Source organism: Paenibacillus barengoltzii G22 (assembly GCF_000403375.2).
GTDB classification, from domain to species: domain Bacteria; phylum Bacillota; class Bacilli; order Paenibacillales; family Paenibacillaceae; genus Fontibacillus; species Fontibacillus barengoltzii.
Window position 1 is genome coordinate 1,558,145 of record NZ_KE159652.1, and the last position, 25,520, is coordinate 1,583,664.

Annotated in this window: 21 protein-coding genes; 20 read left to right on the top strand and 1 reads right to left on the bottom strand. The window is 52.0% G+C overall.

The window, feature by feature from the left end:
• Positions 1-57 precede the first annotated feature (57 nt).
• The 14 genes from mutS (at position 58) to C812_RS22515 (ending at position 18,251) form a co-directional block, all read left to right on the top strand.
• The gene (gene mutS, locus C812_RS07295) at positions 58-2,916 is read left to right on the top strand and encodes a DNA mismatch repair protein MutS (RefSeq protein ID WP_016312024.1); all 2,859 of its coding nucleotides are present in this window, start codon (positions 58-60) and stop codon (positions 2,914-2,916) included.
• Between the two features lie 857 nt (positions 2,917-3,773).
• On the top strand, positions 3,774-5,858 hold the full coding sequence (mutL, locus tag C812_RS07300; protein ID WP_016312025.1) for a DNA mismatch repair endonuclease MutL: 2,085 nt from the start codon (positions 3,774-3,776) through the stop codon (positions 5,856-5,858).
• Between the two features lie 24 nt (positions 5,859-5,882).
• Complete coding sequence (locus C812_RS07305) at positions 5,883-6,668, top strand: class I SAM-dependent methyltransferase (RefSeq protein WP_016312026.1); 786 nt, start codon at positions 5,883-5,885, stop codon at positions 6,666-6,668.
• Positions 6,652-7,626: a tRNA (adenosine(37)-N6)-dimethylallyltransferase MiaA gene (gene miaA, locus C812_RS07310; protein ID WP_016312027.1), complete on the top strand. Its 975-nt coding sequence runs from the start codon at positions 6,652-6,654 to the stop codon at positions 7,624-7,626. Before C812_RS07305 ends, miaA begins: the two co-directional genes overlap by 17 nt.
• A 24-nt stretch (positions 7,627-7,650) precedes the next feature.
• Positions 7,651-7,890: an RNA chaperone Hfq gene (gene hfq / locus C812_RS07315; protein WP_016312028.1), complete on the top strand. Its 240-nt coding sequence runs from the start codon at positions 7,651-7,653 to the stop codon at positions 7,888-7,890.
• 362 nt (positions 7,891-8,252) lie between these two features.
• Complete coding sequence (locus C812_RS07320; RefSeq protein WP_016312029.1) at positions 8,253-10,871, top strand: transglycosylase domain-containing protein; 2,619 nt, start codon at positions 8,253-8,255, stop codon at positions 10,869-10,871.
• 226 nt (positions 10,872-11,097) lie between these two features.
• On the top strand, positions 11,098-11,658 hold the full coding sequence (locus C812_RS07325; protein ID WP_016312030.1) for a ribonuclease FAU-1 family protein: 561 nt from the start codon (positions 11,098-11,100) through the stop codon (positions 11,656-11,658).
• A 3-nt stretch (positions 11,659-11,661) separates the two neighbouring features.
• A complete protein-coding gene (locus tag C812_RS07330; protein ID WP_016312031.1) occupies positions 11,662-12,348 on the top strand; it encodes a YdcF family protein in 687 nt (228 codons plus the stop codon).
• Positions 12,349-12,456: 108 nt separating this feature from the next.
• Positions 12,457-13,440 carry a stage V sporulation protein K gene (gene spoVK, locus C812_RS07335; protein ID WP_016312032.1) on the top strand — a complete coding sequence of 328 codons (984 nt, stop codon included), beginning with the start codon at positions 12,457-12,459 and terminating at the stop codon, positions 13,438-13,440.
• 49 nt (positions 13,441-13,489) lie between these two features.
• Positions 13,490-14,815: a GTPase HflX gene (gene hflX, locus C812_RS07340; protein ID WP_416285458.1), complete on the top strand. Its 1,326-nt coding sequence runs from the start codon at positions 13,490-13,492 to the stop codon at positions 14,813-14,815.
• Between the two features lie 18 nt (positions 14,816-14,833).
• On the top strand, positions 14,834-16,087 hold the full coding sequence (locus C812_RS07345; RefSeq protein WP_016312034.1) for a methionine gamma-lyase family protein: 1,254 nt from the start codon (positions 14,834-14,836) through the stop codon (positions 16,085-16,087).
• 82 nt (positions 16,088-16,169) lie between these two features.
• On the top strand, positions 16,170-16,580 hold the full coding sequence (locus tag C812_RS07350; protein WP_009226599.1) for a MerR family transcriptional regulator: 411 nt from the start codon (positions 16,170-16,172) through the stop codon (positions 16,578-16,580).
• Between the two features lie 23 nt (positions 16,581-16,603).
• Positions 16,604-17,941, top strand: a complete 1,338-nt coding sequence (glnA, locus tag C812_RS07355; RefSeq protein ID WP_016312035.1) for a type I glutamate--ammonia ligase — start codon at positions 16,604-16,606, stop codon at positions 17,939-17,941.
• Between the two features lie 154 nt (positions 17,942-18,095).
• Positions 18,096-18,251, top strand: coding sequence for a hypothetical protein (locus tag C812_RS22515; protein ID WP_016312036.1), 156 nt, complete (start codon positions 18,096-18,098; stop codon positions 18,249-18,251).
• A 116-nt stretch (positions 18,252-18,367) separates the two neighbouring features.
• Here C812_RS22515 and lexA read toward each other — a convergent pair whose 3' ends face one another.
• Positions 18,368-18,994 (bottom strand): transcriptional repressor LexA, encoded by a 627-nt coding sequence (gene lexA / locus C812_RS07360; protein ID WP_016312037.1) that lies wholly within the window; start codon positions 18,992-18,994, stop codon positions 18,368-18,370.
• A gap of 356 nt (positions 18,995-19,350) precedes the next feature.
• Here lexA and C812_RS22775 point away from each other — a divergent pair, with 356 nt between their 5' ends.
• The 6 genes from C812_RS22775 to metH all read left to right on the top strand — a co-directional run bounded on the left by C812_RS22775 (position 19,351) and on the right by metH (position 25,504).
• Positions 19,351-19,569: a LysM peptidoglycan-binding domain-containing protein gene (locus C812_RS22775; protein WP_244268277.1), complete on the top strand. Its 219-nt coding sequence runs from the start codon at positions 19,351-19,353 to the stop codon at positions 19,567-19,569.
• A 177-nt stretch (positions 19,570-19,746) separates the two neighbouring features.
• Positions 19,747-19,920, top strand: coding sequence for a DUF896 domain-containing protein (locus C812_RS21800; protein ID WP_016312039.1), 174 nt, complete (start codon positions 19,747-19,749; stop codon positions 19,918-19,920).
• Between the two features lie 12 nt (positions 19,921-19,932).
• Positions 19,933-20,463 (top strand): hypothetical protein, encoded by a 531-nt coding sequence (locus C812_RS07370; protein WP_016312040.1) that lies wholly within the window; start codon positions 19,933-19,935, stop codon positions 20,461-20,463.
• Between the two features lie 45 nt (positions 20,464-20,508).
• The gene (locus C812_RS07375) at positions 20,509-21,306 is read left to right on the top strand and encodes an HAD family hydrolase (protein WP_016312041.1); all 798 of its coding nucleotides are present in this window, start codon (positions 20,509-20,511) and stop codon (positions 21,304-21,306) included.
• 64 nt (positions 21,307-21,370) lie between these two features.
• Complete coding sequence (locus C812_RS07380; RefSeq protein ID WP_016312042.1) at positions 21,371-21,787, top strand: FixH family protein; 417 nt, start codon at positions 21,371-21,373, stop codon at positions 21,785-21,787.
• Between the two features lie 273 nt (positions 21,788-22,060).
• On the top strand, positions 22,061-25,504 hold the full coding sequence (gene metH, locus C812_RS07385; RefSeq protein WP_016312043.1) for a methionine synthase: 3,444 nt from the start codon (positions 22,061-22,063) through the stop codon (positions 25,502-25,504).
• The last annotated feature ends 16 nt before the right edge of the window (positions 25,505-25,520 follow it).

Here is a 25,520-nt window from a genome sequence, read left to right on the forward strand (position 1 = left end):
GGTATAATAGGATTCTATGAAAGACCTGAATGCGCTTAGGTTAATTGGAGGGGAATCATGGCTACCTACACGCCGATGATTGAGCAGTATTTACGGATTAAGGCGGAAGCGCAGGACGCGTTTCTGTTTTTCCGGCTGGGCGATTTTTATGAAATGTTTTTTGAGGATGCAATCCTGGCTGCGAAGGAGCTTGAAATTACACTGACCGGGCGGGACGGGGGCGCCGAAGAGAAAATTCCGATGTGCGGTGTTCCCTACCATTCGGCAGACAATTATATTCATCGATTGATTGAAAAAGGGTACAAAGTCGCGATCTGTGAACAAATGGAGGACCCGTCGCAAACCAAAGGCATGGTGCGGCGCGAAATCGTCCGGGTCATCACTCCGGGGACGATTATGGAAGGGAAAACGGTCGGCGAGCGGACGAACAACTACATCGTATCGGTCACCGAACGGCAGGGGATGATGGCTCTGGCTGCCTGTGACCTGTCCACGGGGGAGCTGTACGCGACGTCGGCGCCGGCGAACAAAGAGTGGCTGCGCGACGAGATTGGCTTGTACGACCCGGCGGAAATCATCGGGGACAAGGAACTGCTGGATTGGATTGCGGGACAAGCTGCTCCGCTGAGCAAGCCCGTCGTGTATACGCCTTGGGCGAAAGCGAAGGAAGACACGGCTCGCTCGTTGTTCGGCGAGGCGGAATGGATTCGCCTTGAGCCGGAGCGGCGGGACAATATCGCCGTCCTGGTCGGTTACTTAAGCGAGACGCAGAAGCGCTCGCTGGGACAACTTACAAAAATATCGGCTTATGAGCCGGAGCATTTTATGATCTTGGACCCGTTTACGCGACGGAATCTGGAATTGGTTGAAACAGTTCGCGAGCGTTCGAAAAAAGGATCGCTGCTGTGGCTGCTTGACCGCACGGAAACGTCAATGGGCTCCAGGCTGTTGCGGCGCTGGATCGACAAGCCGCTGCTGCAGAAGACGCGGATCGAGGAACGTCTGGAGGCAGTGGAGCATCTGCACAGCGCGTTTATTTTGCGCGAGGATTTGCGCGGCGCTTTGCAGGACATCTACGATCTAGAGCGGCTGGTGGGACGCGTCGCCTTCGGCAATGCGAACGGTCGGGATTTGGTTGCTCTCAAAACATCGCTGCTTCAGGTGCCGGCAATCAAGACGTTGTGCGCAGACTCGGCCTCAACCACGTTGAAGCGGATCGCTTCGACGATGGATGAGTGTGCGGATCTGGCCGACATGATTGATGCAGCGATCGCTGACGATCCGCCGGTGTCGGTGCGGGATGGAGGCCTTATTAAGGCTGGGTATCATGCAAGATTGGACGAGCTTCGCGAAGCCAGCGTTAACGGTAAACGCTGGATCGCCGAGCTGGAAGCGGCTGAACGGCAAGCAACGGGGATCAAATCGCTGAAGATCGGATACAACAAAGTTTTTGGCTATTATATCGAAGTGACGCGCGCCAATCTGTCTGCATTGCCGGAAGGGCGGTATGAACGGAAGCAAACGCTGGCGAATGCTGAACGTTTTGTTACCCCGGAGTTGAAGGCGAAGGAAGCGCTGATTCTCGAAGCTGAGGAGAAGATGGTCGATCTGGAATACACGCTGTTTAACGAGCTGCGTGAACGGATCGCTGCGGATATCCCTCGCTTGCAGAAGCTGGCTGAGCAAATCGCCGAAATCGACGTGTTGCGCTCGCTGGCGCAGGTAGCCTCGGACAACAGCTTTGTGAAGCCGAAGCTGACTGATGGCTACGACTTCGTCGTAGAGCAAGGCCGGCATCCGGTGGTTGAAGCGGTAATGAAGGATACGGCATTTATCGCCAATAGCACGGAGCTCCGCAAGGACGAGGCGAGCATCCTGCTGATCACGGGACCTAACATGGCCGGGAAAAGTACGTATATGCGTCAGGTCGCGCTGATTTCGATCCTTGCGCAGATCGGCAGCTTTGTCCCTGCAGCTAAAGCGGAAATCCCGCTGGTGGATCGCATCTTCACGCGGATTGGGGCCGCAGACGATCTGATTGGCGGGCAGAGTACCTTTATGGTGGAGATGGCCGATATTCAGATCATGACGGAGAAGGCTACCCCGCGCAGCTTGATCATCATCGACGAGTTGGGCCGGGGCACATCGACCAGCGAAGGGATGGCGATTGCGCAGGCCGTGATCGAATACGTTCACGACCGGATTGGCTGTAAGGCGCTGGTGTCGACGCATTTCCATGAGCTGGCTTACTTGGAGCACAGCCTGCGCGGGTTGAATAACTACAGTATGGCGGTGCAGGAAAGCGGCGACAAGGTGCATTTCCTGCGCAAGCTGATCCCCGGCGCGGCTGACACGAGTTATGGCATCTATTGCGCGCGGCTGGCCGGCCTGCCGGATGAGATCATTGGCCGGGCGTACGGGCTGCTGAAAGAGCTGGAGGAGAAAAGTCCGTTGGCGGACGGAGGCAGCGTTGCAGTTGCAGGTGCGCCTGCGAAAGCAACCGCATCAGCAGACGCGGCGGCAATAGCAGGGTCTTCGTCGCAGGCGGTTTCGCCGCTTGTGAAGGAGCAGACTGCTCCGATAGTGCGGGAAACGGCAGCCACCGATGGAGCTGTTATGGGGTCTTCAGGCGCTGCTTTGGTGGAAGCCGCAGCTACTGCGGCTGCAGGGGCAACGGAAGCTGCGGCATCGGCTGAGCATAAGTCGCATGCCGGCGAAGTTGGGCCGGTCGTACAGCTTTCAATGTTTGGCGACGATGAGCCGCCAGTTCAAGCGAAGCCGGCAGCTCCGGCGCCGGAAGACCCGGCTACCCGTACGATCATTAACCTGATTAAAAATGCAGATTTAATGAACATGACCCCGCTGCAAGCCATGCAACTGGTTAATGATCTGAAGATGAAGGCGAAGGATTTGTAAACGTACGATAGGGATTGTGACGTAGAGCGGAACGATCAGTTGTATTTGTGGCGGCAGATGGTGCAGTGCTGTAGATGCTAACTGTGGGAGCGAGTGGAGCCTCGACCGACTAAAGCTGTTGAACTGCGGGTGTGAGGGGAGTTCGGCAGAAGCAGTTGCAACTGCGTGGCTGCAATAAAGCCTGTGGTTGTAACGGAAGTGCGGCTGATTCGGCTGAGGTTGAGTTGGCAACATAGATCGATGACTTTCCTAACGCGCGCTGCTCCCAGCGCGCGTTTCTGGCGGCACGACGGGCGGTCTGGCCACATGCTGATACCGAGTGACCCAACGGTGCATTGGTTTTTATGATTGCCAAGCATACACACTACGTAGGATAGAGGATAGAGCTCGAAATGACAACTCTATGAACAACGGTGTCCAACGGTATCACGTACAACAGTAACGAAGAACAACGACACTACCTACAACGGTACCACGACGTGCATTGCAGTGTTGGCCGATCGGTTCCGATTCTGTCTTGTCCTTATTGTGTATGAAATTTCGCGTATAATTGGCCTTGGTTTGGGTTTTTAGCCCTAATGTATATGAAAAATCGAGTACATTGGAGCAAAAACCCGGGTATGCAGCGGATTATGTATGAAATTTCAAGTATAATGAAGCTCAGTTTGGTGGTTTTGGCGGGATGTGTATGAAAAATCGAGTACATTGGAGCGAAACCCCGGGCTTGCGCCGGATTATGGATGAAATTTCGAGTATAAGCGGTAATTTGGTCATTTCTTTTCGGAAGTCTATGTGAAATTACATGTAGATATGTCCAGATGTCGTAAGAGCGGTCAAACAAGGAGGGAGGGATAGCTATGGCAAAAATCGCAATTTTGGACGAGCATATCGCCAACCAGATTGCCGCGGGGGAAGTGGTCGAGCGCCCGGCATCGGTAGTTAAGGAGTTGGTGGAGAACGCGATTGACGCAGGGGCTACGAAGATCGAGGTCGCTGTCGAAGAGGGCGGGCTGCAGCTGATCCGCGTAACCGACAACGGCTCCGGGATTGAACCGGAGGATTGTGAAACAGCGTTTTATCGCCATGCGACAAGTAAAATCACTTCCGGACGCGACCTGTTCCAGATTCGCAGTCTCGGATTCCGCGGTGAAGCCTTGCCCAGTATCGCGGCGGTCGCCAAGGTTCGGCTTGTCTCTTCGAGCGACGATTCCGGGCTTGGGCGGGTGATCGAAATCGAGGGCGGCTCGTTAAAGCTTAACGAGGACATCGCTGCCCCGCAAGGAACGGATATTGTGGTGAAGGAATTATTTTACAACACACCGGCAAGGCTGAAGTATATGAAGACGATCCAGACCGAACTGGGTCATATCTCTGATACGATGTATCGTCAGGCTTTGGCTCATCCTGAGATTGCTTTTACGTTGCGGCATAACGGTAATACGTTGTTGCAAAGCCCGGGAGGCGGCGATCTGCTGCAGGTCATTGCAGCCATCTATGGCGTGAATGCCTCCAAAGGTATGGTGCCGATTGAAGCGGAGGATCTGGATTACCGGGTGACCGGATATATTGGGCGACCGGATTTGGCGCGGTCCAGCCGCTCGGGCATGTCCACGATTGTGAACGGTCGGTATATCCGGAATCAAGGGTTGCATCAGGCAATTTTGCGTGCATATCATACGCTGTTGCCGATTAATCGTTATCCACTGGTGGTGCTCATGCTGGAGATGCACCCGTCCTTGGTGGATGTGAACGTACATCCGTCCAAGCTGGAGGTGCGTTTCAGCAAGGAGCCGGAGCTGAACAGCTTCGTGGAGAACAGCGTGCGTGCGGTGCTGTCCGGTCAGGTGTTGATCCCGCAAGTCGTGCGTCAGACGATCGGGAAAGGCCCGAACCGCTCCGTGATCCAGGAGCAGTTCCACTTCCCCGCGCCGCCTCTAGGCGCGGAGGAGGGCGCCTCCGCCGCCGGCCATGCGGCTGCGGCGGCGGAAAGCCCGCTCCGGCCGCCGGTTACCGGCGGCGGCGCGGAGCGGGCCACGGGCGCGCGGTCCGCCGGCGCGGACCGCGGCTGGGCCGGGGCGCCTGCAAGCGGCGCCCCGATGAGCGGCGCACCCAGCGCAGCTGGTGCGCCTGTTGACGGCGGCGCGCTGCCGCGCAGCGCCGCCTATCCCCCCGCAGCGGCCGATGGCCTGACGCTGCGGGAGCGGGGCGCCGGCGCCGGCACGTACGGCGCCGCGCCAAGCTCGGCCAAGCCGCAAGGCAGGCTTGGCCAACCTAACGCCGCCACCTATGGGGGTGGCGAGCGGCTGCAAGAGATGCCGGAAGCGTTGTATGGCTCGCCTGCGGCGGCGCCGGAGCTTCCGGCGTTTCCTGAGCTGTCCTTGATCGGACAGCATCACGGGACCTACCTGATAGCCCAGAACGATCAGGGACTTTACATCATCGACCAGCATGCCGCCCATGAACGCGTAAATTACGAGTACTATTACGAGAAGTTTGGCCGGCCGGCCGATGCTTCACAAGAGCTGCTCCTTCCGATTACGTTGGAATTTACCCCATCGGACAGCGCGAAGCTGCAGGAACGGCTGCACTGGTTCGAACAGGTAGGGGTTGTGCTCGAGCATTTCGGCGGCGGTACCTTCCGCGTGGTGGCGCATCCGTACTGGTTCCCGCAAGGAGAAGAAGCAAGCATTATTGAAGAAATGGCCGAATGGGTGCTGAACGAAAGGGCCATTGATCTGGCCAAGCTGCGCGAAGCTTCGTCCACGATGGTCTCGTGTAAAGCGTCGATTAAGGCGAACCAGAAGCTGACGCCGGAAGAGGCGAACACGCTGCTTCGCCGACTGGCTGCTTGCAAACAGCCATATACCTGCCCGCACGGGCGGCCGATCGTCGTTTCCTTCTCCACGTACGATTTGGAGAAGCTGTTCAAACGGGTCATGTAACGAACGCAAACGGAGGAATTCATCATGTTAATTACCACGGGAGACCATGAATCCCCTGCTGCCGTACGCCGCGCACAGGAACTGGCCCAGCTGGCCCGCGTTCCGTATATCCCGCGCAGCGGGACCTCACTCGCTCGGTTGGCCGAACGCCATGGCGACAGCGATATTCTGGTGGTCCTGGAGCAAGGCGCCCGTCTGCATCGAACCGGCCGGGAGACGATGACGTTCCACCCCAGCATGGCGTTTGTCCGGGCCAAGCGGCTGTTTAAAGGAGAAAACGATGCGATGCTGGACGCGGCCGGCGTGGTTCCCGGCGATGTCATCATCGATGGTACGGCAGGACTTGGGGCGGATGCGATGATCTTTTCGATCGCCGCAGGGGCTGACGGTAAAGTGCTGGCCTTGGAGGATTCCTTGCCGCTTTGGGCCTTGCTGTACGAGGGGCTGAAGCACTACACGTCCGGTCTGCCGGCATTTGACGAAGCGTTGCGGCGGATCGAACCGGTACATACGAACCACTTGGACGCGCTTCGGGCGATGCCCGACAAGAGCGCAGATATCGTCTACTTCGACCCGATGTTTCGCGATCCGATCACGGAATCGTCGTCCATTTCACCGCTGCGAGCGTTTGCGAATCCGAATCAACTTGATCCGGAGGCGGTGAAGGAGGCTTGCCGGGTTGCTCGGAAAGCGGTAGTCCTGAAAGAGAAGCGAGGGAGTAGTGAATTTGATCGACTGGGGTTTCAGGCGATCAACCGCTCCCACACCAAAATTGCCTATGGAGTGATTTCGCTTGACCCGAAACGATAAACCGAAACTGCTTGTGCTGCTCGGCCCAACGGCGGTCGGCAAAACGAAGCTTAGCATCGAGCTGGCGCGGGACCTGTCTTGCGAAATTATTTCCGGCGATTCCATGCAGGTCTACCGGGGAATGGACATCGGCACCGCTAAAATCACCAAGGAAGAAATGGGCGGCATTCCGCATCATCTCATCGATGTGCTGGATCCCGACGAACCGTTCTCCGTCGCATTATTTCAGGAGTGGTGCCGCAAGCTGATCCCGGAGATTACCGAACGCGGGCATTTGCCCTTTATCGTTGGCGGAACGGGGCTCTACATTGAATCGGTCTGTTATGAGTTTCAGTTCACGGAAGCGGGAGCAGATGAAGAATTCCGCTCCCAGCAGCAAGCGTTCGCTGAAACTCACGGGGTCGAAGCGTTGCACGCCAAATTGGCGGAGGTCGATCCCAAATCTGCGGAGCGTCTGCATCCGAACGATTTGCGTCGGGTGATCCGGGCATTGGAGATTTTTCATATCACGGGGGAGACCTTATCGTCCCAGCTGGAGAAACAGCAGAAGCAATCCCCTTACGAGCTTTGCCTCATCGGTTTGACAATGGACCGCCAAATGCTTTATAACCGTATTGAACGGCGAATTGACGAGATGCTGCGGCTTGGCCTTGTGGATGAGGTTCGCGGACTCCTGCAGAAAGGATACAGCCGCGATTCCGTTTCGATGCAAGGTCTGGGGTATAAAGAAATCGTTGAACATCTGGTGGACGGCATTCCGTTGGATGCTGCGGTCGAGAAGTTGAAACGGGATACGCGCCGCTTTGCCAAGAGACAGCTTTCCTGGTTCCGCCATATGAAGGAGATCCAATGGATTGACGTCGGCGACGGCGAAAATTTTTCCGAGATTTTGGCGTCAGCGCATGCTATAATAGCAGGAAAGTTTCCCGCTGATCTTGAATATAATTCTAAACACTAATTGATTCCTATTGGGGGTACGGCTATGAATAAGACCATTAACATCCAGGATACATTTTTGAACCAATTACGGAAAGAGAGCATCCCGGTCACCGTATTTTTGACGAACGGCTTCCAGATCAGAGGGACGATTAAAGCATTTGACAACTTCACGATCGTCATTGACAGCGATGGCCGCCAGCAAATGGTGTACAAGCACGCGATCTCGACGTTCCAGCCGCAGCGGAATGTATCGCTCATGCAGGAATCGCAAAACGAGGATTAACTCAGGCTGAAACTTTTTGAACTTCAATACGTTAAGAGTATAGGATGAAGATGGAGCAACCTGAACCAAGGTTGTTCTTTTCTTTCCAGGCACTTTTAAGCCAGAAGCTTAGAGTCTGCCGAAATTGTTGTTCGGTCAGGTGATGTTCAAAAATCACTCGGATATCATCGATTCCGTCATCGAACGAACGCTTGTGCGGTGATATGATAGGTTCAAAGTGGAAGGGACTGCACCTTACGCCACTGAACACTGCTCGTGGTTGGGAATTTCCATTCACGCACAGGATAGAGAGAACAAACCGCAACGGCCGATCTTTGAACATCGACTTAAGTGAAATGGCAGGAAGGGAGTCAGAACAAACCATGTCTAGCCAAAGGCCATCAAGACTGCAACGAAGCGGTAAGCCGGACAAAAAGAACAAAGCGCCGAAAGCTCATAAAAAGAAAAGGCTGACGGCCAAACGCGTGTTGTGGACTTCATTTTTTACGATTGCTTTTGCGGTCTTCTGCGCAATTGCAGGCTATATGTACATTACGGTCAGCGGTGAGAAGATCCTGATGGAAAATGGGGACAAGCTGACGGTTTACGAAACAACGAAGGTGTATGACCGCAAAGGGGTACTGATGGGCGAATTGTCCATCGATAAGAGTGAACCCGTGGAATCGGACGAGATTCCGGAGCTGTTGAAGCAAGCGTTCGTGGCAACGGAAGACCGCCGCTTCTTCGATCATAAGGGTGTGGATTTATGGTCGATCGGCCGTGCGGCTGTGAAAGATATCGTCGCCCGCTCGTTGGTTGAAGGCGGCAGTACGATCACCCAGCAGCTGGCGAAGAACATTTTCTTGAGCGCAGACAAAACGTTCTTCCGGAAAGCGACAGAAATGTCGATCGCTTTAGCCTTGGAACGCCGCAAAACCAAGGATGAAATCCTGACCTTATATTTGAACCGAATCAACTTCGGGGGGACGGTCTATGGAATCAAGGCCGCCTCAATCCGGTATTTCGGCAAAAGCGATTTGAATAAACTTGACTTGTGGGAAATGGCTACACTAGCGGCGATGCCAAAGGGGCCGTCTCGATACAATCCGCTAAAAAACCCTGAGCTTTCTAAAGAACGCCGTGCCGTGGTACTCGAGCTGATGTATCAGGAAGGTTATATTACAGCGGAGCAACGGGATGAAGCGAAGGCGGTGGATTACAACTACGAGCCGCCGGCTACCAATCAAAGCTATATCGCCTTTAAAGATTATGTCGTGGAAGAAGCCGAGGAGAAATTTGGGCTAACCGAGGACGAGTTGAACCGCGGCGGATATAAGATCTACACGACGATGGATGCACAAGCGCAGAAAGCGTTGGAGAAAGCTTTCGCGAACGACGATTTTTTTGAGAAGAGCAAAGATGACCAACCAGTTCAGGCATCGATGGTGATCATGAACCATCAAAATGGGAGTCTCGTCGCCTTGCTGGGCGGCCGGGATTATCAGCGCAAAGGGTTCAGCCGACTGGACAGCCGCCGTCAACCGGGTTCGGCGTTCAAGCCGATCGTATCGTACGCACCGGCTCTGGAATCCGGCAAATTTACGCCAAACTCGCAGATCAGCAATGAGAAGCAGTGTTTTGGCGACTATTGCCCAACGAACCTGCATGGGTATTCGAAGACGATCAACATGACTGATGCTTTGACGAAGTCCGAGAATATCCCAGCCGTCTGGTTGCTGAATGAAATTGGCGTAAGCACCGGGGTCAAATATGCCGAGGCGATGGGCATAAAAATGGACAAAAATGACCGCAACTTGGCCATCGCATTGGGCGGTTTAACCTACGGCACGAACACGTTGGAAATGGCCGGCGCTTACAGCGTTTTCGCCAACGGCGGCTTGTATAATCCGCCTTATTCGATCAAATCAATCGTTGACCATAACGGCGTGGAGAAATATAAATACAATGCGCCTAAGCCAAAACGGGTCATCAGTGAGCAAACGGCTTATTACATGACGACCATGTTGCAAAACGTCGTTAATGACGGTACCGGGAAACGCGCGAAGTTAGACCGTCCGGTGGCCGGTAAGACTGGGACTACGCAGCACGGGATTCCTGGGCTGAAGAGCAGTAAAAACCGCGATGTCTGGTTTGTGGGCTATACCCCAGAATGGACCGGAGCGGTATGGATGGGATACGATAAGCCGGACAAAAATCATTTGCTGAACGGAAGCAGCGGCCAGACCGCAGCCTTGTTCGCCGCCGTTATGAAGGAGGCATTGAAGGGCGAGCCGGTGAAGCAGTTCCCGGTTCCGCAGAACTTGCAGCCGGAAAAGCCTGATGAGCCGGAAATCGCCGCTCCAACTGGTTTAAATGCCGTCTATCATCCTGATACCGGTGCGGTATCCCTCAGCTGGACTGGCGTTGAAACTCCGGACACGGTATATCATATATACCGCCGGGAGGCATCTGAAACGACCTTCACTCATATTTTGGATTCCGTGGCGACGGAGGTTGAAGATATCAGCGTCACACCGGGTACCGGCTATGTGTATTACGTCACGGCGTATGATCCGGTGAATGCGGTAGAGAGCGAACCTTCGAACACTGCGCAAGTGCTGATCGACAGCGTGGAACCGCCAACCGGCGACGAAACGCCTGTGGGTCCAGATCCGAATAATCCACTAGATCCCAATCTGCCTGATGGCGGAGGTGGAGATCAAGGGTTCCCGCCAGGCAACGGTCCAGGGAATGGTCCAGGGAATGGAAATGGCCATCACAATGGCGGAAATGGCAATGGGAACGGAAATGGTGGTCCGAATGGGAACAACGGTAGCGGCCAAGGCAACGGGGGAGACAACACCGGAAACCCAATGGATGATTTGCCTATGGATGACGATGACGGAGGTGTGATCGTTCCACCGGCCGATGGCGGGGACGGAACCGGCAACACGGATATTCCAGCAGGAACTACGGATGGAACCGTAGGGGCTGGTGGATAACGGCTAGTCATCCGATGTTTATGTTCAAGCCAAACAACCCTCAGCTCTCGCATAGGCGTGACTGGGGGTTGTCTTTTTTGTTGTTTCAAGAATCACTTCTGCAAAACACGGTTAGTCTACCTTGGATATACGTTGATAGGCGTCCTTTTCATGGGAAAATGGCTTTTGTGACTCTCTTTCAAATATGGTAAGCTGTTATTACATTGTGTTGAAAGGGATCTTATTTATGAAGCGAAAATTCGGAGACCGTGCGAATTGGCGCCGTGTCACTCATCGTCAATTCAAATCCAAGTATGTGGAGAGCGATGAGTTTACGGGATATGTCACGCTGTACAGTATTTTCGCCTTGCGTGATCCGTTATGGAAAACCTACGGGGGACATACTTTTCGGATCGCTGACAAGGGCTATACTTGGCTGCAGTACTATCCCAAAGGTGCCCATTTCGTTGTGACGGCGATGTTTGATGATCAAGGTGAGATCGTGGAGTGGTACATCGATATTTGTAAGACCCAAGGTGTTACCGATCAGGGGGTGCCCTGGTTTGATGATTTGTATCTGGATATCGTCGTACTCAAAAATCGTGAAGTGTTCCTCCTGGATGAGGACGAACTGGACGAAGCATTAACGAAAGGCCTTATATCGGTAAAAGACTATGATCTGGCAACGGAAACGGCCCAGCGATTACTTCATGACATTAAGGAGCGGCGTTTTCCCTATTTCCGCCTGTCTCTAGATCATTATCAGAGCGGATTTATGACTTCGGAACCGAATCAATCGGGGGGATAAACCATGCGTAATGCCAAACCTAACGAAATGATGCGGATGTCGCTGCGGCCCAACCAGCGCAAAGGGCGTGTGAGGAAACGGATCTTCCGCTGGGGGCTGGTCGTGATTTCGCTGGGGATCGGATGGATGTTGTACGTACTAGCTCAGATCGGCAGCATCGAGCGGAATCCGGCGGCGAATTCTGATTTATCCGAACCGGCAGAGGTGGGCATTGTCTTGGGAGCCGCGCTTTGGGGGGACGAGCCGAGTCCAGGTCTCCGGGAGCGGCTGGATCAAAGCCTGAGGGATTACAAGGCGGGCAAATTTCAATGGTTTCTGCTGACCGGTGGGTTGGATACGGCAACCTCCAACTATACCGAAGCAGAAGGGATGGCAAATTACTTGGAGCAGCAGGGAGTTCCGCGGGAGAAGATGCTGCTTGAGAACAAGGCGACCAGTACCTATGAGAATCTGAAATTTAGCCAGGAGATCCTAGAAGAACGGGGGTTTACATCCGTTCTGATCGTGACCCACACGTTTCATGGAAACCGTGCTTATGAAATCGCGCAAGCGCTAAATTACGAGCAACCTCGCCTGTCGCTGATTTCTTCTAAGGTGCTGAAGCCGCTTCCCAACACGTTCCGGGAGATCTTGGCGTATACGAAATGGAAGCTCGATCAAATAGGATTAGCCATCGGTCTGATCTCATGACAAAACTTCTAATAACGGACAGGGAGAGAGAATACATTTAGATGTGTGTTCCGTAGATTGGGATTTATTCTTCCTCTCAGCCCTACCCTTATAAAGAGGTGATTACCTATGTCCGGGCGTGTCATGGCCAGAAACGGCTCTTCCGATGAGAGACCGTCGCGTCAGATCAACGTGATTCTCCGCAATACCGAGCCACCTGTCGTCTCGCAGGCCATTGCCGATAGCGAACCTCAGGTGTCAGCCAAAGGTTTGTCGCAACAAGGGATATTTGCCGAAATCCAGAAGGAACTGGATCACCTGGTCGGTTTAGATCATATTAAAGAGCTCATGTACGAGATCTATGCGCTTCTGCAAATCGCTTCGATGCGATCGGAAGCGGGGTTGTTGTCGAGTTCTCAAGTATACCATATGGTGTTTAAAGGGAATCCGGGTACCGGAAAAACGACAGTAGCACGTATTGTCGCTAAAATGTTTCAACGGATGGGCGTGCTGAGTAAAGGGCATCTGATTGAAGTTGAGCGTGCCGATCTGGTTGGCGAATATATCGGCCATACAGCTCAGAAAACGCGCGACTTAGTCAAAAAAGCGTTGGGCGGCATTCTGTTCATCGATGAGGCGTACAGTTTGGCTCGTGGTGGAGAGAAGGACTTTGGCAAAGAAGCCATCGATACGTTGGTCAAAGCGATGGAGGATCATAAAAACCAATTTATCTTAATTCTTGCCGGATATTCCGATGAAATGGACTTTTTCCTGTCCACCAATCCGGGACTGCCGTCTCGATTCCCGATTCAGATGGATTTTCCGGATTATACAATCGACCAGCTGATTCAAATTGCCGAGGGGATGGCGAAAGAGCGGGATTATATCTTGATGCCGCAGGCGATACTCAAATTAAAGCAACATTTATTGCGTGAAAAATGTGAAAGTGATCAGGTGTTCAGCAATGCTCGTTATGTCCGCAACATCATTGAACGGTCTATACGGCAGCAGGCGGTGCGGTTGCTGAATCAATATGGCGGTGGTTCACCAGGCAAGCTGGAGCTGATGACTATTCGAACCGAAGACTTGAAGCTGGATGTGAAGAAAACTTAATGGAAGTAACGCTTGGGATCCCTTTGAAGGAGCAGTGATCATGTCGAAGATGCATTTGCATGAAACGACGACCCACCAACCAGATGTAGCTATCTTAGTTAGCTTGGTTACATCGGAGACGAAGCAAAATGGAATAAATTCGGACTACTCCCTAGCCGAACTGGTACAGCTGGCCGAAACAGCCGGGGTTGAGGTCGCAGGAACGGTCGTCCAACATCGGGAGAAGCCCGATCCCCGCTGGTTGATTGGGAAAGGGAAAGTGTTTGAGCTTCGTGAGCTTATCACGCAGTATGGGGCGAATACGGCGATATTTGACCAAGAGCTGTCCGGAGCGCAGGTGCGCAATCTGGAAGGGATGCTGGACGTGAAGATTATCGACCGTACTCAGCTGATTTTGGATATTTTTGCGCAACGGGCAAAAACGCGGGAGGGGATCATTCAGGTCGAGTTAGCGCAGCTCACCTACCTGCTCCCGCGTTTGTCTGGGCATGGCAAGAATCTGTCCCGTCTCGGCGGCGGGATTGGTACGCGGGGCCCCGGGGAAAGCCAGCTGGAAACGGATCGCCGCCATATCCGCCGGCGGATCGGTGAATTAAAACGTCAGCTGGAGGAAGTCACAAGACATCGGCAACTGCATCGAGCGCGCCGGAAGGAGAGCGGAGTAGTGCAAATTGCCCTGGTAGGTTACACCAACGCGGGAAAGTCTACACTGCTTAAGGCGTTAACCTCAGCGGATGTCTTCGTGGAAAACCGGCTGTTCGCAACGCTGGACCCGACCACCCGGTTGTTCCCGTTGCCGGGTCGCAAAGAAGTGGTGCTGACCGATACGGTCGGATTTATTCAAAATCTGCCGCACGACCTAGTTGCTGCCTTTCGTGCCACTCTGGAAGAGGTGAACGAAGCGGACCTGATTCTCCACGTCGTGGATGCCTCATCCCCGATGCGTGAGGAGCAAATCGAGGTCGTGGATCGGATTTTAAATGATTTGGGAGCTGGGGGAAAGCCGCAAATCATGTTGTTTAATAAGAAAGACCTTTGTCCACCGGAACAGCTGGAGATGCTGCCGGCGGGCGAGGGTTATTTAAAGATATCCGCGTTTGACGAACGCGACTTGGCTGCAGTTCGCGAAGCCGTACAGCGCAAGCTGTCCGGCGGCACCAAGTCGTATCGGATTCCCGCAGAACGCGGGGATCTCGCTTCTGTGTTATACCGAATTGGCGAAGTAGTGGACAAGCAGATCGACGACGAAGACCTCATTTACGAAATTGATGTGAATCAAGCCGATTTCGAGAAGTACGGTTATCGTTTAGCTCCTTTTCTCATTCCACAGCAAGAAGCCCCTGAGGATAACACGACAAACGATGGAATAGATTAAGGGAGAGATTACGTAACAATGGCAGTATTTTCGGAAGAAATCGTACATTGGCTGGAAGCCGCTGAACGTCAGGTGGAAGGCCGGTTCCGGGAGGTCGACCGGATCGTCGATCACAACCAATGGAAGGTTATCGAAGCTTTTCAACGTCATCAAGTCAGCGATTTTCACTTTGCCGGTTCCACCGGTTATGCTTATAATGATCGGGGTCGTGAAGTTTTGGACCTGGTTTATGCGGACGTTTTTGGAGCGGAGGCCGCACTGGTAAGGCCGCATTTCGCTTCCGGCACGCATACAATCGCTACAGCGTTGTTCGGGGTCTTGCGTCCCGGGGACGAACTGCTCTATATTACGGGGCGTCCATATGATACACTACATAAAGTGATTGGAACGCCGGGTGACGGCAGCGGCTCGTTGCAGGACTATGGTATCCGGTATCACGAAGCTGCATTGCTGGCTGACGGCACAGTCGACTGGGACACCGTGAAGACCAAAATTTCCAATAAGACCAAAGTCATTGGGATTCAGCGCTCGCGCGGCTACGATTGGAGGGATTCCTTTTCCGTTGAGCAGATCGGTGAGATGGTTGCCCAAGTGAAAGCAATCAAGCCGGATCTGATCGTCTTTGTAGACAACTGTTATGGTGAATTTACCGAGGAACAGGAACCAACACAGGTTGGTGTCGATTTGATGGCTGGTTCGCTGATTAAAAATCCGGGAGGCGGCTTGGCAGAAACCGGTGGATACATTTGCGGAAGGCAGGATCTGGTCACTCTCGCATCTTACCGGTTAACTGCACCGGGCATTGGCAGCGAGGTGGGAGCGATGCTGGGAACGACGCGAGGCATTTATCAAGGTTTGTTTCTGGCTCCAACGATCGTCGGACAAGCCGTTAAAGGCTCTATCCTGGCTGCAGCATTGTTTGAGCGGGCAGGATTCCGAAGCCGGCCGGCTTGGCAGGATCGGCGTACCGATCTCATCCAGGCGATTGCCTTTGACGCCCCAGAGCAATTAATAGCATTTGTTCAGGGGATTCAACGGGCAGCTGCTGTGGACGGCCACGTAGTGCCCGAACCTTGGGATATGCCGGGCTATGACCACCCGGTGATCATGGCGGCCGGGACATTTATCCAGGGCGGGAGCCTGGAATTGTCTGCCGATGCTCCAATCCGTGCGCCATATATCGCGTATATGCAAGGTGGTTTAACGTATTCCCATGTTAAATTTGGCCTGCTCACCGCACTTCAGACGATGAAAGACCGCAACTTGTTGTAAGTTATCCTAACATATCTATTGACATGTTAGGATAACTAACATATGATAAGGTCATGATAATCTAACTGGAAGGTTGATAGCGATGAGTGAGGAAATTCGCAGAAATATGGCCTTGTTTCCTATTGGTATCGTCATGAAACTTACGGATTTAACGGCAAGACAAATAAGATATTACGAGCAACATGAATTAATTGTACCCGCACGTACCTCGGGAAATCAGCGGATGTTTTCTCTGAATGACGTCGAGCGGTTACTGGAAATCAAGAGTCTCATCGACAAGGGTGTCAATATCGCGGGAATCAAGCAGGTTATGAATCCGATGTCTCGGGAGTCCCAGGATGCGACAGTCATCACGAAGGACACGGAAGAGAAGCGAAAGGAAATGACAGATTCCCAGATCTACCGGATGTTGAAGCAGCAACTGGTGTCAGGGAGCAAACCGGGACAAGTTTCTTTGCTCCAAGGTGAGTTGTCTCGGTTTTTCAAAAAATAATCTAAACGTTGGGAGAGGTTAGGGTGAGTAACAAGCAATACACCAAAGAAGATATTTTGCGGATTGCTAAGGAAGAAAATGTACGCTTTATCCGTTTGCAATTCACGGATTTGCTGGGAACGATAAAGAATGTAGAAATCCCAGTCAGCCAGTTGGAGAAAGCATTGGATAACAAAATGATGTTTGACGGTTCTTCCATTGAAGGGTATGTCCGCATCGAGGAATCCGATATGTATCTCTACCCGGATCTGGACACTTGGGTGATCTTCCCTTGGGTGACCGAGGATCGCGTTGCACGTTTGATTTGTGATGTATACATGCCTGACGGCACTCCGTTTGCCGGCGATCCACGCGCGATTCTGAAACGTGCGCTCAAGGAAGCTGAGGAAATGGGGTACACTTCAATGAACGTTGGTCCAGAACCGGAATTCTTCCTGTTCAAAACCGATGATAAAGGCAACCCTACAACCGAATTGAACGACCAAGGCGGATACTTCGACTTGGCTCCTACGGATTTGGGCGAGAACTGCCGCCGCGAAATCGTATTGACCCTGGAGGAAATGGGCTTTGAAATCGAAGCTTCTCACCACGAAGTGGCACCAGGTCAGCATGAAATCGACTTTAAATATGCTGATGCAATCAAAGCAGCTGACCAAATCCAAACGTTCAAGCTGGTCGTTAAGACGATTGCTCGTCAACATGGGCTCCATGCAACGTTTATGCCGAAGCCGCTGTTTGGCGTAAATGGCTCCGGGATGCACTGTCACCAATCGCTGTTCAAAGGCAATGTCAATGCTTTCTATGACGAAAGTGATGAATTGGGCTTGAGCAAAGAAGCACGTCATTATATGGCCGGTATTCTGAAGCATGCCCGCGCATTTGCAGCGATCACGAATCCAACCGTAAACTCCTACAAACGTCTCGTACCTGGGTATGAAGCTCCTTGCTATGTGGCTTGGTCTTCGAGCAACCGCAGCCCAATGATTCGGATTCCGGCTTCCCGCGGTCTCAGCACACGAATCGAAGTGCGTAACCCGGACCCGGCTGCTAACCCATACTTGGCTCTGGCTGTGATGTTGAAAGCCGGACTGGATGGAATTAAGAAAGAGCTTCCGTTGGTTGATCCGGTTGATCGCAACATCTATGTGATGTCTGAAGAAGAGCGGGTAGAGGAAGGCATCCCAAGTCTTCCATCCGACTTGAAGGAAGCGCTCGGCGAATTGCTCCGCAGCGAAATCATCAGCGAAGCGCTGGGAGATCACGCATTAACTCACTTCTACGAATTGAAAGAGATCGAATGGGATATTTTCCGGACCCAAGTTCACCAATGGGAACGCGATCAATATATGACGCTGTATTAATCAGGGTTCACAGCCAAGCCAGCTCCCGGCATTTCAAGCAGGGGCTGGCTTTTTTTATGGTGAAGACGAATGAATTACAGCTTTTGGATTTCGAAACAATGCCATGATTTCACTCGAATTGGGACAACTTATAGGTATAAGGAGGTTCATGCAGATGACAGTAACCGAACTAAAAAGATACCAACGTCGTCGCTATCGGTTAAAGCAGTGGTGGATCACAGAGCGTTCGGGGCTAGGGTGGGGTACGCGCGGGCGCCGGGAGAAGAACGGCTATAATCCCATGAGCTTCTTAGACCTCGAATGGGAGTAAGAGGGGAAGTCATCAAGTTCCCCATAAAGTAAACAGGACGAAGCGGAAGTCACTGCATCGCTTCGTCCTGTTCGGTTTCCTTATCTTATGTGGCCTACGAAAGGGAAGATTTCAAATTAGTGCAGGTCGCGGAACAAGCCGATGACCTTGCCCAAAATGGTTACATGCTTCAAACGAAGCGGTTCCATCGTTGAATTCTCCGGCTGTAGGCGAATATGGTCACTTTCTTTATAGAACGTCTTAACCGTTGCTTCGTCATCCTCCGTCATGGCCACAACGATATCTCCGTTGTTCGCCGTCTGCTGCTGGCGGACGATCACATAATCCCCGTTATGTATTCCAGCTTCGATCATGCTGTCGCCAACCACGGAAAGCATAAAGACATCCCCTTCCGCTGCGTAGTGCTCTGGCAACGGAAAATAATCTTCAATATTCTCTGTCGCTGTGATCGGCACGCCCGCGGTAACCTTCCCAACAATCGGAACGCGGGTCACGCTGTGTGCAAATAAATTGTAATTCTCCGATTCCTCTTGACCCAATAATTCAATGGCGCGCGGTTTCGTTGGGTCGCGGCGGATAAATCCTTTCTTCTCCAGACGGTCTAAATGGCCGTGAACAGTAGAACTGGAAGCCAATCCGACGGCTTCACCGATCTCCCGGACCGAAGGAGGATATCCCTTAGCGCGTACTTCGTTGCGAATAAACTCAAGAATAGCCTGTTGCCGGCTCGATACCTTTGACATTTACGGATCAACCCCATTTAGTAACGTTTGGAAAAATTATAACATAGAACTTCCGTTCGTACAAACATTAGTTCTAAATAGTTTAGGAGAAGAGAACTACTTTAAAAAAACAAGAACAACTGTTCGAAAAACCTATTGAATCAAACAAATGTTCGTGTTATATTGAATACATGTAAAACAGAACACTTGTTTGGAGTGATGGTGAAATGTTGAAATATAGTTCTTATCAAAGCATCTATGAACAACCTTCTTTTCGTCGTCCGGTGAAGAGAAGTCTACATATGAATGTCTTCCTTAAGAGTAGATTGTCCAAAATCGTCCTGCTTTTAATCATCCTCAGCATCACATGTACTGGAATGGTACAAGCCTTTGCTGCTTCCACAGACAACGCTGACGGAACGTATCGGCCGGAATATGTCGTGGTTATGCCAGGAGATACGTTGTGGGAAATTGCTGTAGCACATAAGCCACAAGGACTGGACACAAGGGTCTATGTTCAGAAGCTGATCCGGACTAACGGGTTGAGCAGCAGTGCGATTCAAGCTGGCGATACGTTGATGTTGCCCAGTAGATAATTCATACGTTAAAAAATAATTCACAGGTTTATCAATGTATTCGAACAGAGCTTGTCTTAAGGTATTACGGCAGGGGTTGCCGCGCCTTGACAAGCTCTTTTTCTCATGTCAAAGTAAGAATTAATGCCCTATGAGACATCATGGGTAGCATAGTATATCAAAGAAGCAGGTGGATTTATGGATATTGATGCTTTGGTTAAGCGGATTAACGAGCTGGCTCGAAAAGCGAAACAAGAAGGGTTAACGCAAGACGAACTCTTGGAAAGAGCCCAGCTTCGGGAAACGTATCTGCAAAACGTTCGCAGAAATTTTCGGCAACAGCTCGAGTCGATCGAGATTGTAGATAAATAGGGAGGAACAGGTATGGGGTCGTTTGACCGAAAAGTAGAACGCAATCAACGAAGAATGTACAAGAAAGGCAAAGGTTCCAGTGTCGGACAAGGGACGCGCAACCCTCGTACTTCACTTGGAGCAAATGGGGAAGGCGACGTATTTAAAGGGCGGAACTTCATTTTGCCTACCGCCTTGGTTCTGTTAGCGCTGCTGTATGCCGTGGTCGGGTTGATCGGGAATACCGAGGAAGTGAATTCGGTATTGTTCTGGGCAACGATCTTTTTGTATTTCGTGCTGGCTCTGGTGATTTTCCTGCGCAAGCCTTATTTGCGCGTGAATAAGAGCTCGTTGTACACTTCGAAGTTCAACCGCGATCGGATGTTGGATGCGGGTAACATCAGCAAGATCAAAGTGAGCCGGAACAAAATCGTCATTGAACCGAAGACGCGGGAACCGAAGTGGGTGTTCTACCGCGCCCGTAACCGTTTTGACACGGAAGCAATGGCTGCACGCCTGCAGTTGTATGCTGATACCCATCATGTGAAGCTGGTGAAGGAATAAACCTTATACAATACACTTGCGATAGGAATGGAGAGGTTGGGACGAATGACAATCAAGGCGGTATGTTTTGACCTGGATGACACGCTGCTCTGGGATGAGCGAAGCGTAAAGGAAGCTTTTGCTGCAACGTGTGAACGCGCTGCGGCGAAAATTGATGGATTAAACCCCGATCAATTGGAAGAAGCCGTACGCCGGGAAGCTCGGGGGTTGTATGAATCCTATGAAACGTATCCTTTCACAACGATGATTGGAATCAATCCGTTTGAAGGGTTATGGGCGACATTCTCTGCTGGAGAACAACCGGAATTCCGCCAGTTGGAGCAGTTAGCTCCAACCTATCGTAAGGAATCCTGGCGGCGCGGTCTGCTTGCGCTTGGCGTTGATGACGAGGAACTGTCCGGTGAACTGGCGGAACAGTTTGGCCGCGAACGGCGTGCCCGTCCTCATGTATACGAGGAGACTTTTCAAGTGTTGAAGGAATTGCAAGGCAAGGTGAAGCTGCTGTTACTTACGAACGGCTGTCCAGCCTTACAGCAGGAGAAGCTGGATGGTGTGCCTGAGCTGGCGCCTTTTTTCGATGAGATTGTGATCTCCGGAAACTTCGGTAAGGGCAAACCCGATCCATCCATTTTCCGCCACGCCTTAGAACGGTTAGGGATCGAACCGAATGAAGGAATCATGGTTGGTGATAAGCTGACGACGGATATCAAAGGTGCGCTAAGTGTTGGTATGACCGCCGTTTGGATTAATCGAGACGGCAAAACACTTACCGGTGAGATCGTACCGGATTATGAGATCAAGCATTTGTCCGAACTTCATGACCTCTTAGCGAAGTTGGCATAACTCAAGTTGGCTTGTAGTGAATCAGAAGTAAGGTATTCTTAGGCGGTGGAAGGGGGAAATCTGAATGCGAATCAAGGGAAAAACGGGGCTGCTTGTTGCCATCGTTCTTGCGCTCATTGTTGTCGCTGGATGCAGCCGTAGTGAATCATCGTCTGCTTCAGCGGAAGAAGCGGCACTGCAGCCGATTCAAGTTGAGCTGGACGTAACACCAGCTGCAGCTAAGGCCGGTGAACCGGTGACGTTTACAGCCAAAGTAACCCACAACGGCGAGAACGTGGATGATGCGAAGGAAGTTATGTTCGAATTTTGGAATACAGATGACGATAACGCAAAGCACAATCAAGTCCAAGTGAAGAGTGCCGGCAACGGCACCTATGTGCTGGAGCATACTTTTAAGGAACCTGGAACCTATGAAGTGATTTCCCATGTTACGGCTCGCGATCAGCACTCCATGCCTTCGAAGCAATTCACGGTGGAATAAGCTGACAACTGAATCGGTGCTTTTGTTAAAGGAGCTGCTGTTCTCCATTTGGAGAAGGCGGCTTTTCTATTAAATTGATCCTCCTGATAAGGCGAATTTCCGAACTTTAAAAGAAAAGATTTGTAGCGTTGTTCGGATTTTAATTCAGGGATGACCGATAGGATAACAAGATCTTGAATGAAGTGTTTCACTTGGAGATTTCACGGAACTCTCTTTTCTTCAACGCTTTATTCTGTTAAACTATATTTTAACGTTTTACGGGAGGGACATGACATGAGTAAACCAAGCCTGCTCGACAGAATGAAAGAACGAATATTGATCCTCGATGGCGCCATGGGCACCATGATTCAGCAGGAAAACCTGACTCCAGCCGACTTCGGCGGTGAAGAGCTGGACGGCTGTAACGAAATGCTCGTGCTCACCCGTCCGGATGTGATCCGTGGCATCCACGAGAAGTATCTCGCGGCAGGTGCTGATTTGATAGAAACGAATACGTTCGGTGCGACATCTGTCGTGCTGGCTGAATATGATATTCCGCATAAGGCACGTGAAATCAACTTGGCTGCGGCCAAGCTGGCGATTGAAGCAGCGGAAAAATATAGTACTCCGGATCATCCACGCTACGTGGTAGGCATCCTGGGACCCACAACCAAGACCTTATCCGTTACTGGCGGCGTGACGTTCGATGAGTTGACGGCCAGCTATGCGGAACAAGCTACGGCGTTAATCGAAGCTGGTGTTGATGCGCTGATGCTGGAAACTTCACAGGATACACTGAACGTAAAAGCCGGGAGTATCGGAATTAAACGGGCTTTTACCGAGACTGGAACCACGTTGCCTCTGATGATCTCCGGCACCATCGAGCCGATGGGGACAACGCTGGCGGGTCAAAATATCGAAGCCTTCTATATCTCGCTTGAACATCTGAATCCGATCTCCATTGGACTTAACTGCGCAACGGGACCAGAGTTCATGCGTGACCATATCCGCACTTTGTCTGGACTAGCGAAAGCAGCGGTAAGCTGTCACCCTAATGCCGGTTTGCCGGACGAAAACGGCACTTACCATGAGTCCCCGGATTCGCTTGCCCAGAAGATGTCTGCTTTTGCCGAGCAAGGTTGGCTGAATATTGCCGGCGGTTGCTGCGGTACGACGCCTGCTCATATCGCTGCATTAGCGAACACGCTGAAGGATTACCGGCCGCGTGAGCTGAACGGCAGCCATTTGCCGGCACTTTCCGGTATTGAGCCGGTTTATATCGAATCAGCAAACCGACCTTACTTGGTCGGAGAGCGAACAAACGTTTTGGGATCACGCAAGTTTAAACGGCTGATCGTGGAGGGCAAATACGAAGAAGCATCGGAAATCGCCCGGGCGCAAGTGAAGAACGGAGCACAGGTTGTCGACGTGTGCGTCCAGGATCCGGACCGGGATGAAGCGGAGGATATCAAGAAGTTCCTGGAATTGGTGGTCAAGAAAGTCAAAGTCCCGCTGATGATTGACACGACCGATCCGAAGGTGCTGGATATTGCTCTACAATATTGTCAGGGCAAATCGATTATTAACTCGATTAACTTAGAGGACGGCGAAGAGAAGTTCGAGCGCGTCACGCCGTTGATTCATAAATACGGTGCGGCTGTGGTCGTAGGTACGATTGATGAACGCGGGCAAGCGATCACGCGGGAGGATAAGCTTGAGGTTGCTAAGCGTTCCTATGATCTGCTCGTAAACAAATATGGTCTGCAACCGGAAGATATCATCTTCGATCCGCTCGTATTCCCTGTAGGGACAGGGGATGAGCAGTACATTGGTTCGGCCAAGGAGACGATCGAAGGGATCCGCCTGATCAAAGAGGCATTACCAAAAGTTCATACGGTGTTGGGCATCAGTAACGTCTCGTTTGGTTTGCCTGAAGCCGGCCGCGAGGTTTTGAACTCTGTTTTCCTGTATGAATGCACCAAAGCAGGACTGGATTATGCGATCGTGAATACGGAGAAGCTGGAGCGCTATGCAAAAATTCCGGAAGAGGAGCGTCGTCTGGCGGAAGAACTGATCTATAATACGAATGATGAAACGCTGGCCGCCTTCGTAGCAGCTTTCCGGAACAAGAAGGTAGAGAAGGCCGTAACTACCACTCAGCTCACGCTGGAGGAACGGTTGGCTTCCTATGTTGTAGAAGGAACCAAGGAAGGGTTAATTCCTGATCTTGATGAGGCGCTTAAAAAGTATACCGCCCTGGAAATTATTAATGGCCCGCTGATGGCAGGGATGGAAGAGGTGGGCCGGTTATTTAATAACAATGAATTGATCGTTGCCGAGGTATTGCAAAGTGCCGAAGTAATGAAGGCATCGGTAGCATACCTGGAACCGTTTATGGAGAAGAATGAAACCAGCGTAAAAGGGAAAATTCTGTTGGCAACGGTGAAGGGCGATGTTCATGATATCGGCAAAAACCTGGTTGAGATCATTCTGTCCAATAACGGTTACCAAATTGTGAATTTGGGCATAAAAGTACCACCGGAACGCATTATCGAAGCGTATCGGGAGGAGAAAGCGGATGCGATCGGACTCTCCGGTCTGCTGGTGAAATCGGCTCAGCAAATGGTCACAACGGCACAGGATTTGCGGAATGCCGGCATCGACGTCCCGATCCTTGTAGGCGGAGCGGCGCTCACCCGCAAATTTACCAAAACGCGGATTCGGCCAGAGTACGACGGCTTGGTCTTGTATGCCAAAGACGCAATGGATGGTCTCGATTTGGCCAACAAGCTGATGGATCCGGTCGCTCGGGAGCAAATTCGCCTGGAAGTAGAAGCGGAGAAAGAAGCGGATAGCGCTGTAGCCGTTGCTGAGCCGCTGCCGGAGCTTACGCGAGTGGAGCGTTCCAAGATTTCTACCGATGCGCCGGTATTTACTCCACCGGATCTGGAGCGTCACGTCCTGCGCGATTATCCGATAGGTCACATTACGCCTTATATCAACATGCAGATGCTGTTAGGTCATCACCTAGGACTCCGCGGTTCGGTAGAGCAGCAGCTGGCGGCAGGTGAGACAAAGGCAGTTCAACTGAAGGAGACGGTGGATCAAATCCTGCTCGAAGCGGTCACAGACGGCATCATCCGCACGCAGGCAATGTATCGGTTCTTCCCGGCACAATCATCCGGTAACGATATTCTGATCTATGATCCGGCTGAACCTGGCAAGGTGCTCAAGCGATTCAGCTTCCCTCGCCAGAAGGTCGAGCCTTACCTGTGTTTGGCGGATTTCCTGAAGTCCGTGGACAGCGGGCAAATGGATTACGTTGGTTTCCTGGTTGTAACGGCAGGGCAAGGCGTTCGAGAATTGTCCGAGAAATGGAAGAATGAAGGCGAGTATCTGCGCTCCCATGTGCTGCAGGCGGTAGCGCTGGAGCTGGCTGAAGCGCTGGCGGAGCGGGTTCACCATATTATGCGGGATACTTGGGGCTTCCCGGATCCGGCGAATATGACGATGAAACAGCGGCATGGAGCGCGTTATCAAGGGATTCGCGTCTCGTTTGGTTATCCGGCCTGCCCGGACCTCGAAGATCAGCAGCTGCTGTTTGACTTGATGCATCCGGAAGACATTGGTGTCACGTTGACGGAGGGCTTCATGATGGAGCCGGAGGCATCCGTCTCAGCGATGGTCTTTGCACACCCTGAAGCGCAATATTTCAATGTGGACAAAGCCGGGAACTAAGCCCGTCATGCAACCT

Excerpts from the sequence above, each read along its gene's own strand:
- mutS (WP_016312024.1), top strand. The coding sequence starts at position 58 with ATGGCTACCTACACGCCGATGATTGAGCAGTATTTACGGATTAAGGCG.
- mutL (WP_016312025.1), top strand. The coding sequence starts at position 3,774 with ATGGCAAAAATCGCAATTTTGGACGAGCATATCGCCAACCAGATTGCC.
- C812_RS07305 (WP_016312026.1), top strand. The coding sequence starts at position 5,883 with ATGTTAATTACCACGGGAGACCATGAATCCCCTGCTGCCGTACGCCGC.
- hfq (WP_016312028.1), top strand. The coding sequence starts at position 7,651 with ATGAATAAGACCATTAACATCCAGGATACATTTTTGAACCAATTACGG.
- C812_RS07320 (WP_016312029.1), top strand. The coding sequence starts at position 8,253 with ATGTCTAGCCAAAGGCCATCAAGACTGCAACGAAGCGGTAAGCCGGAC.
- C812_RS07325 (WP_016312030.1), top strand. The coding sequence starts at position 11,098 with ATGAAGCGAAAATTCGGAGACCGTGCGAATTGGCGCCGTGTCACTCAT.
- C812_RS07330 (WP_016312031.1), top strand. The coding sequence starts at position 11,662 with ATGCGTAATGCCAAACCTAACGAAATGATGCGGATGTCGCTGCGGCCC.
- spoVK (WP_016312032.1), top strand. The coding sequence starts at position 12,457 with ATGTCCGGGCGTGTCATGGCCAGAAACGGCTCTTCCGATGAGAGACCG.
- hflX (WP_416285458.1), top strand. The coding sequence starts at position 13,490 with ATGCATTTGCATGAAACGACGACCCACCAACCAGATGTAGCTATCTTA.
- C812_RS07345 (WP_016312034.1), top strand. The coding sequence starts at position 14,834 with ATGGCAGTATTTTCGGAAGAAATCGTACATTGGCTGGAAGCCGCTGAA.
- C812_RS07350 (WP_009226599.1), top strand. The coding sequence starts at position 16,170 with ATGAGTGAGGAAATTCGCAGAAATATGGCCTTGTTTCCTATTGGTATC.
- C812_RS22515 (WP_016312036.1), top strand. The coding sequence starts at position 18,096 with ATGACAGTAACCGAACTAAAAAGATACCAACGTCGTCGCTATCGGTTA.
- lexA (WP_016312037.1), bottom strand. The coding sequence starts at position 18,994 with ATGTCAAAGGTATCGAGCCGGCAACAGGCTATTCTTGAGTTTATTCGC.
- C812_RS22775 (WP_244268277.1), top strand. The coding sequence starts at position 19,351 with ATGGTACAAGCCTTTGCTGCTTCCACAGACAACGCTGACGGAACGTAT.
- C812_RS21800 (WP_016312039.1), top strand. The coding sequence starts at position 19,747 with ATGGATATTGATGCTTTGGTTAAGCGGATTAACGAGCTGGCTCGAAAA.
- C812_RS07370 (WP_016312040.1), top strand. The coding sequence starts at position 19,933 with ATGGGGTCGTTTGACCGAAAAGTAGAACGCAATCAACGAAGAATGTAC.
- C812_RS07375 (WP_016312041.1), top strand. The coding sequence starts at position 20,509 with ATGACAATCAAGGCGGTATGTTTTGACCTGGATGACACGCTGCTCTGG.
- C812_RS07380 (WP_016312042.1), top strand. The coding sequence starts at position 21,371 with ATGCGAATCAAGGGAAAAACGGGGCTGCTTGTTGCCATCGTTCTTGCG.
- metH (WP_016312043.1), top strand. The coding sequence starts at position 22,061 with ATGAGTAAACCAAGCCTGCTCGACAGAATGAAAGAACGAATATTGATC.